A 16996-nucleotide genomic window follows, 5' to 3' on the forward strand; every position below is an offset into this window, starting at 1 on the left:
CCCTATTGTTTACGTTGGAAAGCAGCTATACAATCAAATTCTTCTTTCAAGCGATTGTAAAGTCGTTCATACATATAAAACATTTCTAAATATATAGCCGTATTTTCTTTATTCGGTACATGATGATGGACAATATCAATCCAATCCTTTACCTCTTCAAGAGAATCAATTTTTCCTACAGCATATAAAGCAACTGCCGCTGCCCCAAGCGCAGATGCTTCATGACTTTCAGGTACAAGCAATTCTTTTCCCATCATATCGGACAACATTTGTCTCCAAAATGCAGATTTTGCAAACCCTCCTGAAACTCGTATTTCAGTAAGTGGCCCTGTACAATCCCTGATTGCGAGTGCTACTGAATATACACTCATACAAACACCTTCCATCACTGCACGTATAAAATGTTCTCGTTTATGTTGAAGATTGATTCCAAAGAATGTACCACGAGCGTTTGCATTCCAGTAAGGTGCGCGTTCTCCAGATAAGAAAGGTAAGAACAATAGCCCATCCGCTCCAGCTGGTACGCTTTCTGCATATTTAATTAATAAATCATAAGGATCAATGCCGAGCTTTCTTGCTACTTCTTGCTCTGGACTACCAAATTCATCACGTAACCATCTCAGTAATATTCCGCCGTTATTCGTTGGACCACCGATTACCCAGTGCTCATCTGTTAATGCGTAACAAAACGTTCTCCCTTTCTCATCTGTATTTATATTTGATGAGATTGTTCGAACCGCACCACTCGTTCCAATCGTAATTGCAGCCGCACCCGGTGATATCGCACCAACTCCTACATTTGCAAGAACCCCATCACTTGCTCCGATGACAATTGGTGTTTCTGCACTTATCCCCATCTTCTGTGCTAATTCTGGCTTCATACCTGATAAAATATATGTAGTGGGTACAGGGGTTGATAATTGTTCTGGTGACATATGTAACATAGTCAAAACATCTTCATCCCAGTTTAATGTTTCTAATTTAAATAACCCTGTAGCAGAAGCAATCGAATAATCAACTACGTAGCGTGAAAATAATTGGTAAATCACATACTCTTTAATGGAAATGAATTTATAGGCACTTGTATATAACTCTGGTTCCTCTTCTTTCATCCATAACAATTTAGAAAGTGGTGACATCGGATGAATCGGTGTACCTGTACGTCTATAAATTTCATGCCCATTCATTTGTTGTAATAATTTTTCTGATTGCTTCGTACTTCGATTATCTGCCCAAATGATAGAACGCGTTAATGGCGCACCATTTTCATCTACTGCAATTAATGCGTGCATAGCTGTACTAATACCGATTGAAGAAATATCTTCTGGTAATACATTACCTTTTTCAATGGCAACGCTTACACTTTTGTATACAGCGGCACATATTACATCAGGATCTTGCTCAGCCCATCCTACATTCGGTTGAATAATTGGGTAATCGATTGCATGTGATGCAATGACTTTTCCTTTTTCTGTGAACACAACCGTTTTTGTACTTGTGGTACCGATATCAATCCCGATTACTCTCCCCCTTGTTTCCATGCGAATCTTCCCTTCATTTCTAGCAAAATACGATTTAGTAAACCGTTTACATGAATTAGTATATAAAATATTTTTTCATTTATCAAGTTATAAAAAGAAAATTTTTTTCACAACAAAAAGTAAATCCCCTCATTCCATTTCACTTATATACTAAATTTAGCTTTTCCGTGCGGTAAAATTACGTTATCTTCTTTACGCAATACACTCTTTCCTCTCATTAACAACACATACATAGTCCTCCATACGTTCTACTCATTTGCATGAAAAAGCGTTGAAAAGCAATATTCATTTTTAGGGATCACGTTACATAACCATCAAGCCAAGAAAAGTAACTACCCGCAGAATGAGAATTCTGTGCATTTTGCTCTTGTTTATTGTTTTAGATTCACTAGTCCTTTTATCTTGATAAACATAGAGCGCGGCCCCCCTGCTATCACTTTTTTATCTTGTAAATATATCTTACATACTATAAAATTTAATAGTATTTTTATTTTTCAGAAAAATAAAACAATAATATAGAATTTATTGTATAATGTTGTAAAAAGATGTCGGAGGGATTTAATGTTAAATAAAATATCTCAATTCACAATTAAGCTTTCATCAATTCTTTTATCACTCTTACTATTATTAAATTTACCTTATTTATTTATCACTCAACAAGGGTTTACCTTTCAACCAATTTATTTTTTTAATCAGATCGTTACCATGTTAAAACAGGTCTTCTCCCCTGAATCATTAGTGATTATAGGATCAGACCCGAAGTTTGGCCATTTCAAAAAAACACCATTATTTCCAACTGTTTTAGAACCTTACCTATATTCATTTACTATATTATTTTTAGCCTTTTTTCTTGCTCTCTTTCTATCATCTAGCATGGCATTTTTTTATTTTTTAGCGAAAGATTATATAAAAAAATGGATAAACCGAATTGTGTTCATATTAGAAGCTGTCCCTGATATGATGATGATGATTTGTTTGCAAATATTCTTCATATGGGTACTTCAAAAATTCGGGGAATCTCCTGTCACTATTATTTCTTTTAATGAAAATCGAGCTTATTTACTCCCTATTTTATCATTAGCTGTCTTACCTACATTACAAATGTTTCGGATGATGGTGTTATACATAAAAGAAGAAGAAGGAAAACATTACGTAGAGGTTGCATATGGAAAAGGTCTTTCATCAAGTTATATACTCTGCATTCATTTATTCAAAAATATATCTATCCACTTCTTTCACCATTTAAAAACGATTTTTGTTTTCTTACTTTCTAATTTATTCATTTTAGAATTTGTTTTTAATATGGAAGGCATTATTCAATTTCTATTTAATAAGGCGTTTGTTTCACCTCCCGCTGCATTTATCATACTTGTTATGATTATTTTACCGTTTTATGCCATTTTCCAAATAGTCTCATTCATGATGAATAGATGGAAAAAGCAATTGAAAGGAGTATCATTATGAAATCTATTTGGAAATCAAAACGCTTTTTAATCGGCTTTACTTATCTATTCATACTTATTTCAGCTAGTTTTATTTATAGTTGGTTCTTTAAAGATAACATCCCAAAACCTCCTCAGTTACTTTACAATGACAATAACGAATTACTTGGAAAGGCCCCCTTTCCGCCATCGTTAATTCCACCTTTTGGATCTGATCGTTTTGGAGAGTCTGTTTTCTTACAAATTGTAGAAGGAGCAAAATTCACTATTTTATTAGCCGTAGCAATTAGCTTCTTTCGAATTTTATGCGGAACATGTATAGGAATCCTCTTAAGTTTATATGCTCCAAAACTCAAGAGATTTTTCCAGTCATGCTCAGAAGTTTTTTATTATATTCCAACTCTATTTATCGCATTCATACTCATCACGCCCGTTAATATTATAATCACATCAAATGCTGATGGGGTAGATCCAAATATTTCATTTACGTTTTATCAAGTACTCGTACTTATTTTCGTCGCTCTGCCTACACTTTCTTTATACATATCCTCAGAGGTTGATGAATTTATGAAACAAGATTACATCTTAAGTTCACAATTACTGGGGGCTAGTCGTTTTCATATTATTAAAAAACACTTACGAGTCTTATTACTTGACCGCTTATTTGTATTATTTATGGAACATATCGTCCAAACACTCATACTCGTTATCCATTTAGCGTTGCTTAACATTGTAATTGGCGGCATACAAATGCGTGAACTCTATGACGGAGTGCTCAAACCTGTTTCTCTATCTAATGATTGGGCAGGTCTTATTGGATTAAATCGTAATGAAATGAATCTTTCATGGTGGATTATTTTTTATACTCTCGCTTCATTCTTTATTACGATTCTATTTATTAAGCTTATGACCATCGGGATTCAAGATGCACTGAAAGCAAGAGATTCGCAAATTGTAGCAATTCAAAACGTTCCAGATCATAAAAAATTTGTTAAACATAAAGATTCCTTTTCGTTTGCAAATAAAGTAAACCTTTAATCATTTCTCATTAATCAAGTATTAATTGGCATCGATATTAGTAGAAAATAAAGAAGATGATCCCTATTAAATACAGGGATCATCTTCTTATGCTGTTTAACTTTTTTACATGTCCTTTGCTAGACTCATGCTTTTTATATTTAAAGTGAATTATTTGCAATCACAATTATGTTTTTTAAAATCAATTACCATACGCCCTTGAATTCTACCTTGTTCCATTTCTTCGAATACATTTTGTACTTTATCTAGCGAACAAGTTTGAACAACCGGCACTACTTTTCCTTCTGCCCCAAACATAAACGCCTCTTCCAAATCTTTACGAGTACCCACTAGAGAACCAACTACTTCAATTCCATCCAGTACAAGTCGCGGGATGTTTAAGTCCATTGTTTCTACTGGTAGCCCTACTGCAACTACTTTACCGCAAGCACGTACTGCATCAACTGCTGAGTTAAAGGCTACTTTAGAGACTGCTGTTACTACCGCAGCATAAGCGCCACCAAGCTCCTCTTGAACAATTTTATCAGCAGGACCTTGAGAAATTGGATTGATAGTCATATCAGCACCAACTTCTTTCGCTAAGGCTAATTTGTCGTCATTAATGTCTACTGCGATTACCTTTGCACCAAATACATTTTTAGCATATTGGATAGCTAAGTTACCTAATCCACCGCAGCCATAGATTACAATAGGTTGACCAGGTTTAATATCTGATACTTTAATAGCTTTATATGTAGTTACACCAGCACATGTAATTGATGATGCTTGAGCAGGATCTAATCCTTCTGGTACTTTTACCGCATAATCAGCTGTAACGATACATTGTTCAGCCATACCACCATCTACTGAATAACCTGCGTTTTTAACTTCACGGCAAAATGTTTCTCTACCAGTTACGCAATATTCACAACGTCCACAAGATTGGAACATCCATGCAATACTTACACGGTCACCTATCTTTAGCGAATTAACATCATCAGCTATTTTCGTAACAATACCTACACCCTCATGACCAAGAATACGGCCATCAGTGTTACCAAAATCATGATTCGCAACGTGTAAATCAGTGTGGCAAACTCCACAATACTCTACATCTACTAACGCTTCGCCTGAGCGTAACGGACGTAATTCTTTTTCAATCACTTCGATGTTTGCTTTGCTGTTTTTATTAACCACTACTGCTTTCATATGTGATCTCCCCTTTAGTGTTTTAGCGTTTTAATGAGTTTATCTCACAACTACTTTCCTCACTACTTTGGCTAGTTATTGTACCAAATTTAAGTGTTCAATCATCTTTACATCTTCATCATAACATGACACTTCATAAACAATTTGTGAAATTATGAACAATATTTGAATTATTACACAAATCGGTCTTTATTTTAAATTTTTAAAAATGAGAGTTTATCACTGACTATAAGTAAGTCATACATTTCTAAAAGAAAATAAAGTAACAAACTTCTCATCGATAAAAAAGCTCTTCACTCAATATTTTCTATATTTAAACACTTAGTTTCACAGTAATAGCCTTTACCGCCAACATAAACTTTTTCTATTTTATTTTTGCTATTGGTTGCTAATTTAACTAATATTTCGGAAGGCGAGTGTAAAGAATAACCTTGTTCAAATACATAGACTTCTTTTTGCAAATAGTGCTGTTCATAAAGGTAGCAAGCTAATGCACCGTTTGAAGTTCCAGTCGCTGCTTCTTCATTAATGTCGTATAGTGGAGCAAAATTTCTGCATATAATTCGATTGTCATTAAAAGTATATAGATGCATCCCAACAACATTATAATACTTGCTGATTTCTTTAATTTTTTCAAAATTAGGTTGCAGTGCATGTAATTGTGTTTCGCTTTTTATAGGAATTAAAATATCTTTTAAGCCCGTGGAGACAATTTGGATTGGGTATTTATTGTCTATATCTTTAATGTCAAAACAGTCGGTGAACTCATTTGGAGATACAAAATCATAGAATATCGGTTTATTTTGTTCCATGAATATAATGTCATCTGTTATGGTAATAGTAAGAACACCGCTGTTCGTTTCAATCGTATAGCGATTCTTGAAAATTTTATTTAAATGCATCAGTATCGCGAAAGAGCCAATTGTGGCATGACCACATAAATCAACTTCTTCTTTTGGAGTAAAATACTCAAATTTATAATCAGCAATTTCAGATTCTGATATAAATGCGGTTTCCGCATAACCCAGTTGTTTCGCTATTGTCATTTTTTGAGTAGTGGTCAATGTATTTGTATTCTCAATAAATACCACTCCTGCTTTATTTCCGCCTTTATGATCCTTGCTAAATGCACTTGCAACATAAACGGATATTTTCATAAGACACCTTCCTCACTTATAGTAAATTATATATAGAAAGCACTACATATAAATACAATTAGATAAATTATCCATAAAATACGAGACAAACTATTTTTAGCATTTGAACTCTCCAAAAATAGTTTGTCTACAATCTGAAAGCTCTTCATTTGAAGAGCTTTTTTATATTCGCTTCATCGAAATCGTTTCACGTATACTTTGTAAATTTTTTAGTGTTTCTTCTTGTCGCTGCAACGACAACCCTACATACAAAGTATCTAATAAGCTTAACTGTGCTAATCGTGATGAACTTGCTTCTGTACGGAATTCAGTCTCACGTGTTGATGTATATAACGTTATATCAGCAAGCTGACTTAATGCTGATTTCTTATAGCTCGTAATCGCAATAATTTTGGCCCCTCTTGCTTTCGCTACTTCTAACGCTTCAAGTAACCCTTTATTGCTACCAGAATGAGAAATGCCAATAACAACTGAATTTTCCGAGAGTAAACCTGCTCCCATAATTTGAAAATGCGAATCAGTATGAGCGATACAAGAAATACCCGTTCTCATAAACTTATGATACGCATCCATCGCAATAATACCAGAGCCACCATTTCCATAAAACTCAATTCGCCTTGCTTCTTGCAAAGCTCGTACAGCCTGCTCAAGTGCTGTTTCATTTAGCAAATGTAAAGTATCTTGCAGTCCTGTAATATGCGAATGAAAAACTTTTTTAGCAACAGTTACCATACTATCTTCTGCTGATACCTCTTCATGAATATTTTGCATCGGTGTATGTACAATTTCACGAGCTAATGTAATCTTTAAATCTTGAAAACCTTGCAAACCAAGGTGTTTACATAAGCGGAATATCGTCGCTTCGGAACTACTCGTAACTTCAGCTAATTCTGTAATAGATTTATGTACAACATCTTGTGGATGTTTCAAAATATGTTCGGCAATACTTCGCAATTTCGGTGATAAACCATTTAACGAAGCCTGAATCTTTCCAATCCCACTCCTTGTACCAGGCATAGCATATCCTCCTCTTCTATCGTAGCTTTATCCTGTAAAAACCGATTAGTTTAACTTTATTGTACCTAATTATTGAAAGAAGAAAAACCTATATTAGGGATTACTATAAATTTTAATTGCTCCTATGTATTCTGTCATACGATATAACAGAATTATTCATGCTTATGAATAATCCTCCCCATGTTTCACTGCGTATAATGCGGCTTGCGTACGATCATCCACTTCCAATTTAGCTAAAACGTTTGAAACGTGTGTTTTCACAGTTTGTTCTGTAATATGAAGTTCTGCTGCAATCTCCTTGTTGCTTCTTCCTTTCGCAATTTCGCGAAGTACCTCTTGCTCTCTTTTCGTTAACATTGAAAAAGGATTTTCTATTTCCTTCTTTACTGCGGTACGCCCCATTAATGCAGGTGTTACTTTCGGGTGAAAATTCGCATTTCCTTGATGTACTGCAATAATAGAAGCGACAAGTTGCTCAGGTTGTACTTCTTTTAATTGATAACCATCTGCTCCAGCTTCAAGTGCTGGTATAACATAATCTTGCTCTGAAAAACTACTTAATATAAGTACCTTTATCGTCTCATCGTATTGCTTTAGACGTTTTGTTGCCTCAATTCCATCCATTTTCGGCATCGATACATCCATTAGTACGACATCCGGTCTTTCTTTTTGCACGAAATGTAATGCCTCTTCGCCATTTTCCGCTTCCCCAATAATTTCAAATTCTTCTCTCGTTTTCAAAAAGAATACAAGTCCTCTTCGAACGATATGATGATCCTCAACTAGTAGCAATTTAATCTTCAATCTTATTCTCCCCTTCAAATCGGCAATTGAATTTCTATTTTTGTACCCTTTCTCAGCTCTGTTATAATTTGAAACGACCCCTTCATTAACTGAATACGTTCCTTCATACTTTTCAGGCCAAGTGCTGACTCCCTTACTTGCTCTTGTATAAATCCTATTCCATTATCTTCTATGTAAAAATGTAACTGGTTATTTTCTATTTTCAAAAGAACATGTACCTTTTCACACGAAGCATGCTTTTTACAATTATGTAGCGCCTCTTGGCTAATACGCCATAAAACTTCTTCTATTTCATCCCCAATTGAAACCATCCCATCAATTCGAACTTCCACTTGAACTCCTAATAACTTCCCGTAATTTTGAATTGCTTCTGCTAACCCTTTCTCTAATCCTTCAGGTCTTAATTGCCAAATTAATAGAGTCATCTCTTGTAATGCTTCTTGTGATAATTCTCCAATATAACTTAACATCTCTTGCAATTCTCTATCTTGCGTCATATTCAAAGTACCTTTCGCTGTTAGCATAATAGAAAATAACAATTGTTTTACTGAATCATGTAAATCACGTGCAAGTCGATTTCTTTCCGCTACCACTACATATTTACGTTCTTTCTCAACTAACTGAATACGTTGTATTGTTGTTCCAATTTGAAATGCAATTGATTCTAATAATGCTAACTCTTCCTCTGAAAAATGAGTCTTATGAGGCGCAGCCACATTTAGTAGACCAAATTTTTCTGATCCAGACCTAAGCGGAATTGTCGCATGATGTGTAACATCTTCTGTCTCTCCCCAATTACATTCAATTGCATCTTCTATTCGCTTACATTCAATAATATTAGTCGCTTTTTCTAATCTCCCATTCACAAAACGTTCTACACACCAACAGTTTCCTTCACACATCGGCTTCTTCTCTTGCCACGTAAGAGCCTCTGGTAAATTTTCGTCTACAAGCATGCTATGCTTTCCACTTTCATCAATAAAGAATATCCACCCTGTTTGTAAATTCATTACTTGTAACAATGTATGCAACACTTTTTCTAACATATCCTGTAAGTTTGTTGCTTCATTTAATAATTCAGCAATTTCTTTTAATGCTTCTAAACGATGCATCTCTTTTTCTTCAAAGTTCATTCTCATCACCAACTACAATTATAACATTAAGAAATTTCTAAATTCTATAAATAAAAAAAGAACCGAATCCCTTCAGCCCTTTCTTTATATCAATCATTTTATTATTGTTATTCTATCCAATGTTGGAATCAGAATTTTTGTTAACAAACGATTCTACTTTAGCTTTCCGATAAAGATTGTCCACCATGGATATGCTGTAAACCTTCAGTAGTAACAACCATATTCGCTGCTGGCATTTGCACTTGATTCTTATGAAACATAGACATTAATTCAAATCTTACTTGTCTAGAAGTTTCAAAATAATCTTCTGGCTTTATTAAACCTGTAATACAAAATTCATAGCCAACATATTTCAAGTTAGGATTTAAGTCTGTAACACCGACGTATTTAAATGGTTCAACAGCGTCATCCTCTACTCTATAAAGAGTTTGATTCAATTTTTCATTGCATATAACACATACTTCTTCTAACAATTCCTTCACTCTTGTTGGATCTTCCTGATAACTTACCGTGATGCGTTCAATTACACGCATCCATCCTTTATTAAAATTTTGTACCGTTCTAATCTCTCCGTGCGGGATGGTAAGTAGTTTTCCTGACCATTCACGTATTTGCATAAAACGAATACTAATCTCTTCAATAGTTCCTGAATTTGTTCCGTTAAAAGTTACAAAATCACCAACTCGGAACTCTTTGTCCGCTAATCTTGCAAAGCCTAATATAACATCTTTTAGCATCTGTTGTGCTGCAAAACCGATGACAACTCCAGCTATCCCTGCACCTGCAATAATACTTTTTATATCTACAAATTGGCTAATTAAATATATGATAAGACTGATGATAATGATATATCTAAAAATAGATCGAATTACACTTTGAATCGTCTGCTCTACCTCTTCATCAAAAAAGCTTGATTTCCTAAAAAACCAATCAATAATACGATTTATTACAAATGAAATAATGATTAAAACTAAAGCAAATAGTAAAAATCTTAAAAGTAAAAACTCCCTTACATAATTAAAAAATTCTTCAGTATACGTTAATAAGCTCATTCATCCACTTCCTTAACTAATAAAAGTTCTATACAAAGCTACTATATTTTTAAAATTCATTAGACATTCTTCTATAAATATACCCTTTTTCATAACCTAAAGGGAGCTGACAATTGAATTTTTTTATGACTTTACTTTAAGACTACACTACCCATCCAAATAAAAGGAAAACATTTACATAATATCGAATAGTTCATTTGAAAATATTATTACTCACGGAGGTTGCAAGCAATGGGATATATTGAAGAACTAAGAGACGTTGTTGGATCAAGACCGCTTAATTTAGCAGGCGTTGCGGTAGCTGTTTTCAATGAACAAGGACAAATACTACTACAACAAAGGCGAAATGGCATGTGGGGCGTTCCAGGAGGTTTTGTAGAACTTGGTGAATCTATAGAAGCAGCTGGAAAACGAGAAGTACTTGAAGAAACCGGAATCGAAATTGGTACACTTCAGCTAGCAACTGTATTTTCAGGTAAATAATTTTTTGTGAAATTAACGAACGGAGATGAATTTTACCTTATAACAATCGCTTACCTTTGCAAAGATATTACAGGTGGCTTGCTAAAAGCTGATGGAGTCGAATCATTACATGTACAATTTTTTAATTCAAATGAGCTACCACAAAATATTAGCCCATTCATAAAAAAATTAATTGAACAAAATGTCGTCTCAGTTTAAACGCAAAAAAGAGACCTTTTTAAAGGCCTCTTTTTCATTTCACTTCTGCATGTAAACAAGATTTAAAATGTCCAAGTGCAAATTCATGCCCTTGCGCATTAAAAGATGCAACTGCCTTTTCATAAACAACAATTTTAAATCCTTTATTATAAGCGTCTACTGCTGTGTGAAGAACACAAATATCAGTACAAACACCTACAAGATGAACTTCTTCTATTCCTCTTTCTCTTAACTTCATTTCTAAGTCGGTTCCTGCAAATGCACTATATCGTGTTTTATCCATGTAATATACATTTTCAGCATTTTTATATGTTTCGTATACATCTTGTAATTCCCCAAACAAATCTCTTCCACTTGTACCAGCTATATTATGGGGTGGGAATAATTTTGATTCTGGATGATATACATCATTTTTTTCATGTTTATCAATCGCAAAGACAACGTAATCTCCATTTTCAATATATTGCGTCGTTATATGTACAATTTCCTTCTCAATTTCTTGACCTGGTTTTCCGCAAGTTAAAGCACCTTTTTCCGCTACAAAATCATATGTATAATCAATATTAATAAGAGCTCGTTTCATAACTACTATCTCTCCTTCTTCTGTTTCACAGTAAACAATAGAAAATTTGTTATTACGACATCGTATGTACTATTCGACATTTCAAATGAAATACCTACATTTTTCTTGTAAAACTTACCTTAATTCGAGTTTATCATAAAGTGAAACTTTAATCATTGGAGAGTTTGTTCATCTCCAATGATTATTAGTTAAACCAATCGGACAGTTGATCTCCCACCTAATCTCCTCACATATACCGATTTTTAAGGCGAGGTCTTACTGCCCATTAATGCGGGATATAATAGATACACAATGGTAAAACAACTAGCTCCTATTACTAAGTCATGAATTTGGTAATTAAACGTAATTTGAATCACCTCTTGTATCGTAAACCAAATTACTGCCATCATTATACTAATCAAGACGATACGAATACACCGATTCACATCTTCAACCTCTTTCTCTGTCATAGTAGTAGCAAGTGATTTCTTCCTATTTAATCGTATTAGAAAACGAAACAAGTTATTCACTCTTGCACACTCTAGTCCAAATAAAAAAGCACACTACTTTTTTAAGTAATGTACTTTTTATTCTTATTAAGACGCAGGCTTTGTCTCAAATGTTGCTTGATTAAAACTAATAACCTTTCCTTTCGGGTCATTGTTTTCATACTGAACTGCAGTAATCGTATGACTACCTGTTTCAAGCGTCTTTTCTTTTAATTGTACTGTTGTCTGCGTTGTACTAGTTACTTGATGTCTATCGGTATACATTTGATCTACAAATATGAAGGTTTCTTTATCACTTTGAAAATTAGAAAGTTCTAATTCAACTTGCTGAATTAAAGTATCCTTTTTAATGAATACAGTCGGTATATTGCCATTTTCAGAAGTACCATCTGGAGTAATAACTTTTACTTTCCCTTCTCCAATTGACATTGCACCTTCAGGAAATACAACCATATTCTCATCACTTGCGTTTACAACTTGTTCTTCCTGTTTTGATTGCGCGTCCTCTTTTTCCTGTGGAGCACCGCAACCTACTAATAACAATACAGACAATCCAGTGATTATGAATTTTTTCAAAATTCATCCCCCCTGTCATTTGATTATAATTTATTATACAAAAATAACTTTTAAATTTTAAGACAACTTTTAAAACTTTTATGAACATATAGAAGCTTGCTCACGATTAATGTATCATACTTTCCTTAATAGAACATTAATTTTTTTTATGAAATAAATAGTAATTCCTTCTTATTTATCATTTTAGCCCAACAAATCGATATAATACCCCCTCAAAAATAAAAAGACATTGATATGTCCAATGTCTTTTCTATGTAGCACTTTAAAAAACAAATGTTGTGATTTCTTCTACTTCTTTTCTTGGAAGTTTTTTTGGCTTATCTTTCGGAAATCCTAGTGAAATAACCATATTTATTTGTTTTTCAGGCTCAATTTGTAAATATTGGCGCAGTTCATCTTGAGCTAGCAATACTGGCCCTGTCATTGGACAAGTACCAAGTCCCTTTGCATGTGCAGCTAACATTAAGTTTTGTGCCGCTAAACAGCTACTCTTAATCCCTTCTTCTTCCCAAACTGAATCTGGAACAAAAGCAATTGGATCAAATATCTTTTCACGGAACTTTGATTCATATGGTGTTGCCAAACATACGATTAATACTGGTGCCTCCGAGAAAGCTGTTGCATATGGTCCGAAAGAACGTGTAAGTAATTTCCCTGCTTTCTCTTCTCCATTTTCTGCTGCTTTTGCCGCAAGTTTATGTAATGCATCCCATGTCATTTGTTCAATTTCTTTAATCTTCTCTCGATTCATGATAACTAAGAATTCCCACGTTTGTGAATTCGTATCACTCGGTGCGTAACGCGCACAATCAATTATTTCTTTTATATCATTAGTAGATACTTCTTGATCTTTAAACTTTCTAACACTTCGTCTTCCGTGAATTACTTCTTTAAAATCTTCATAATTCATATATTAAATCCCCTTTTTACAGCGTTTTCAAAACTTGTCCTATGCTTGAATTATATCATGAAAAAAAGCCGGAAGAATACCAGCTTTTTTCTTCATGATTAATTTGTCACTTTAAACAAACGAATACTCTCTTCATATGCAGCTTGTAATTTTTTCGTAATTGGTCCTCTTTCACCAGCTCCAAACTGTTCATCACCAATCTGAATGACTGGGAATATTTCAAGTGGCGTCGCTGTAAAGAAGCACTCATCAGCTTCATATACTTCTTGTAACGAAAACTCTCGTTCTTCTACTTCGATATGTAACTCTTTCGCTAATGTAATCACGTAGTGACGTGTAATACCATGTAAAATGAAATGATCCGCTGGATGTGTAATTAACTTATTATTTTTCACAATAAAGAAATTGGAATGACACCCTTCAGTCACAATGCCATCCCGTACTAATATTGCTTCTTGATATCCTTGTTCATTTATTTTGTTTTTGATCATAATATTAGGAAGTAAATTTAAAGATTTTATATGGCAAAACTTCCACCTGATGTCCTCTTCTACTGTTACCTTAATCCCTGCCTCCATTGAAGCAACTGGTCTTGGGAACGAAACAAGATTTGCAAAATATGTCGGTTGTAAATCTGATTCATATACATGATTGCGCGGTTGTGCACCTCTTGATATTTGTAAATATACATTCCCATCTTCTTGAAATTGATTTTTTTCAATCATTTGATATAACTCTTCTACTAATTCTTCCTTCGTAAATGGTGGAATTAGTTTTATTTCTGCCATAGAGTTAAAGAATCGTTCTAAATGTAAATCTAATAAATGAGGCTTGCCATCGTATAGTCTAAATACTTCATAAATACCATCACCAAATTGGAAACCGCGCTCTTCTAATGCGACCATCGGCTGTTCTTCCTTCGTATTAATCATTCTCCCATTAAACAAGATCCAATCTTTATGAGTAGCTTTCATTCTTCCCCACTCCTTTATCACATGATTGATTTTATTGTACAACTTATGTCACCCCGAAAGAAGGAATTTTCTGTATTTTCACAAACAAAAAATACATCACTTCGTAAAAGTGATGTATTTTATCATTTATTTAAGGAAATATTTTTCAATATCATCTAACATAAGGTTCGCAGCTTTAATACCGCCTGCTGTATTCCAGATTACCTCATCTGCTTGGAATACTTTATTATTTTTAGAAGCCTGTAGTTGCTTAAAGAGTGGATCTTCTGTCCATTCCTTTGCTAACGAATTTCCTTCATTATTCTTATCTGCATCTTTATCAGACGTGAAATAGAATAAGTAGTCTCCGTCCATATTTGGAATTTGCTCTTTTGTAATTCCTTTTATCGCAAAATCATCTTTATCTTGTAATGGTGGTCGTTTAAACCCAATATCATTTAACACAACTCCCGAGAATGAGTTTTTTTGATAAATACGAACATCACCTGGCACGAAACGAATAATAGAAACTTTAGAATTCAATTTATCGCCTAACTTCTCTTTCATTCCTTCAATACGTTTTTTATAATCATCAAGAGCTTTTTGCCCTTCTTTTTCTCTATTTACAGCTTTTGTATAAAGCGTAAAGTTTTCTTTCCAATCACCGCGTAATGTTTCTGCATAAACAGTTGGTGCGATTTCTTTTAGCTGATCATATATTTTTTCGTGACGCATTTTATTTCCGATAATTAAATCTGGCTTAAGCTTCATTACTGCTTCTAAATTAATATCACGTTCAGTTCCTACAACTTCCGTATTTTTTAACTCTTTCGCTACATGAGGATACCATTCATCACCAGCACGTGGTTTCGTAGTCCCCACTGGCGTTACGCCCACAGCTAGAAGAGCCTCTGCACCTTCATTTGTTAAAACAACAACTTTTTTAGGTGTACCATTTACTGTCGTTTCGCCCATTGCATGCTTTACCGTATATGAATCTTTTGCTTTCGCTGATATATCATTTTCCTTTTTCTCTTCTTTACTACATCCTGCAATTACAACCATGAGTATCATAATGCAGAACATAATTAGTTTTTTAGTATGTATCATATGTCCTCCCTAGATGAAATCGATTATCATTAACAATTAAAGATTAATGTATCCTACATACATTGTCAATGTATATCAGAAAACTTTTTTAATATATACTATTTAGATTCTATCCGCTTTTCTAATGTTTCTTTTTAAAACATAGTGCATAAGTATGAAAATAAATGTTGTTATTAAAATGCGTATCTTTGTTATACATAACAAAGATACGCATCCATATTGCATTATCATTTTAATTGCTAATATTGAGTATACTTAATATACGATGGATCATTATATACCCACTGATTTCCACCAAGGTTTAACCAACCATTTTCATTTATATATACTAAATAAGATTCTGGAGAATTTAATTGGCGGATAACTGCAGATGTAGTTGATGGACCACTTCTTAAATTTACATTCATCCCTTGTATATATGCAACCCCAATCGGACTTCCATCACTATTACTTGTCTTTACAAAATTAATGTAAGAAGGATCATTATACACCCATTGTCCATTCCCCAAATCTAACCATCCGTTACTTTCCTGATATACAACGTAAGATTCTGGAGAATTTAATTGACGAATAACTGAGGAAGAAGTTGATGGACCATTTCTTAAATTTACATTTTTCCCAAGGATATAAGCTATTCCCTTCGTTTGAGGTGTCGGTTGTGGGTTAGGAGGTTGTGGATTTGGAGCTACTCCAAAAATAGCCGCTATTCCATTCGCATACGCTTGACTTAGATCTTCAATAAATTGTGGATTTTTTAATAAATTTGCATCAAACGTTGTATCAATAAAGGCAGTCTCAGTTAAAATTGCATCCATTGCGGTTTCTCTTAATACCGCATAATTTTCTTTTTTTGCTCCTCGATCACGAAGACCGTATTTTGTTAATACAGGATTTACTGCTGTATGCATCTTTTGTTGCTTTGCATATGCAGTGCTGCTGTTGGATAACGCATTATAAATATAGCTTTCAAAACCTGTACCCCCGCCGCTATTAATATGAAATGAAATAAAATAATCCGCACCAAAAGCATTGGCAATATTAGCACGTTCCGATAAAGAAATAAACACATCACTATCACGTGTCATTTTAATTGTAATTGGGTAATTTACCGTTAAAATGTCTCGAACGCGTCTAGCAATTTGAAGTGTTAAGTTTTTTTCTACTAAACCATTACCAACAGCACCAGAATCATATCCACCGTGCCCTGCGTCTATAACAAGTTTCATTTTATTGCCCCGCCCCTTTCTTGTAATATGTTTGCATTGCTACTCGTCCTATTTTATGTGAAATGTACAAGTTCTGTTACAATTACAAATAAAAAAA

The 16996-nt window shown here is 33.9% G+C and carries 16 protein-coding genes and 1 pseudogene; 3 read left to right on the forward strand and 14 right to left on the reverse strand.

All coding sequences use genetic code 11. From position 1 onward, the window contains the following. Positions 1-2: 2 nt before the first annotated feature. Positions 3-1541, reverse strand: a complete 1539-nt coding sequence (gntK, locus tag DN400_RS23355; protein ID WP_000449995.1) for a gluconokinase — start codon at positions 1539-1541, stop codon at positions 3-5. 561 nt (positions 1542-2102) lie between these two features. Here gntK and DN400_RS23360 point away from each other — a divergent pair. Continuing rightward, positions 2103-3005: an ABC transporter permease subunit gene (locus tag DN400_RS23360; RefSeq protein ID WP_000932680.1), complete on the forward strand. Its 903-nt coding sequence runs from the start codon at positions 2103-2105 to the stop codon at positions 3003-3005. Next, positions 3002-4021 (forward strand): ABC transporter permease, encoded by a 1020-nt coding sequence (locus DN400_RS23365; RefSeq protein ID WP_000836572.1) that lies wholly within the window; start codon positions 3002-3004, stop codon positions 4019-4021. The genes DN400_RS23360 and DN400_RS23365 overlap by 4 nt, the downstream gene beginning before the upstream one ends. A 150-nt stretch (positions 4022-4171) precedes the next feature. Here the strand turns inward: DN400_RS23365 and adhP are convergent, their stop codons facing one another. From adhP to DN400_RS23395, 6 genes are all read right to left on the reverse strand, one after another. Further along, a complete protein-coding gene (gene adhP / locus DN400_RS23370; RefSeq protein ID WP_000649129.1) occupies positions 4172-5209 on the reverse strand; it encodes an alcohol dehydrogenase AdhP in 1038 nt (345 codons plus the stop codon). A gap of 293 nt (positions 5210-5502) precedes the next feature. Further along, positions 5503-6366, reverse strand: a complete 864-nt coding sequence (locus DN400_RS23375) for a PhzF family phenazine biosynthesis protein (protein ID WP_000704324.1) — start codon at positions 6364-6366, stop codon at positions 5503-5505. 162 nt (positions 6367-6528) lie between these two features. Continuing rightward, a complete protein-coding gene (locus DN400_RS23380; protein ID WP_001119651.1) occupies positions 6529-7383 on the reverse strand; it encodes a MurR/RpiR family transcriptional regulator in 855 nt (284 codons plus the stop codon). 162 nt (positions 7384-7545) lie between these two features. Beyond that, a complete protein-coding gene (casR, locus tag DN400_RS23385) occupies positions 7546-8187 on the reverse strand; it encodes a two-component system response regulator CasR (RefSeq protein WP_000694630.1) in 642 nt (213 codons plus the stop codon). A gap of 14 nt (positions 8188-8201) precedes the next feature. After that, positions 8202-9320 carry a two-component system sensor histidine kinase CasK gene (casK, locus tag DN400_RS23390; RefSeq protein ID WP_001008460.1) on the reverse strand — a complete coding sequence of 373 codons (1119 nt, stop codon included), beginning with the start codon at positions 9318-9320 and terminating at the stop codon, positions 8202-8204. Positions 9321-9478: 158 nt separating this feature from the next. Next, on the reverse strand, positions 9479-10372 hold the full coding sequence (locus DN400_RS23395; RefSeq protein ID WP_000055443.1) for a mechanosensitive ion channel family protein: 894 nt from the start codon (positions 10370-10372) through the stop codon (positions 9479-9481). Between the two features lie 231 nt (positions 10373-10603). Between DN400_RS23395 and DN400_RS23400 the strand changes: the two are divergent. After that, positions 10604-11053: pseudogene (locus tag DN400_RS23400) on the forward strand (NUDIX hydrolase). Between the two features lie 34 nt (positions 11054-11087). On the opposite strand, the gene DN400_RS23405 reads toward DN400_RS23400, so the two are convergent. From DN400_RS23405 to DN400_RS23435, 7 genes are all read right to left on the reverse strand, one after another. Next, positions 11088-11636, reverse strand: a complete 549-nt coding sequence (locus tag DN400_RS23405; RefSeq protein ID WP_000816771.1) for a cysteine hydrolase family protein — start codon at positions 11634-11636, stop codon at positions 11088-11090. Between the two features lie 242 nt (positions 11637-11878). Then, the gene (locus DN400_RS23410) at positions 11879-12085 is read right to left on the reverse strand and encodes a hypothetical protein (protein WP_015406474.1); all 207 of its coding nucleotides are present in this window, start codon (positions 12083-12085) and stop codon (positions 11879-11881) included. A 126-nt stretch (positions 12086-12211) separates the two neighbouring features. Beyond that, a complete protein-coding gene (locus DN400_RS23415) occupies positions 12212-12700 on the reverse strand; it encodes a putative periplasmic lipoprotein (RefSeq protein WP_000713495.1) in 489 nt (162 codons plus the stop codon). 262 nt (positions 12701-12962) lie between these two features. After that, complete coding sequence (locus DN400_RS23420) at positions 12963-13610, reverse strand: nitroreductase family protein (RefSeq protein WP_001105280.1); 648 nt, start codon at positions 13608-13610, stop codon at positions 12963-12965. Between the two features lie 98 nt (positions 13611-13708). Continuing rightward, positions 13709-14584: a D-amino-acid transaminase gene (dat, locus tag DN400_RS23425; RefSeq protein WP_000648384.1), complete on the reverse strand. Its 876-nt coding sequence runs from the start codon at positions 14582-14584 to the stop codon at positions 13709-13711. Positions 14585-14710: 126 nt separating this feature from the next. Further along, positions 14711-15673 (reverse strand): ABC transporter substrate-binding protein, encoded by a 963-nt coding sequence (locus DN400_RS23430; RefSeq protein ID WP_000581985.1) that lies wholly within the window; start codon positions 15671-15673, stop codon positions 14711-14713. 239 nt (positions 15674-15912) lie between these two features. Next, positions 15913-16899 (reverse strand): N-acetylmuramoyl-L-alanine amidase, encoded by a 987-nt coding sequence (locus DN400_RS23435; RefSeq protein ID WP_000779885.1) that lies wholly within the window; start codon positions 16897-16899, stop codon positions 15913-15915. Positions 16900-16996: the final 97 nt, after the last annotated feature.

The organism is Bacillus sp. AR8-1 (genome assembly GCF_008042345.1).
Lineage (GTDB): Bacteria > Bacillota > Bacilli > Bacillales > Bacillaceae_G > Bacillus_A > Bacillus_A cereus.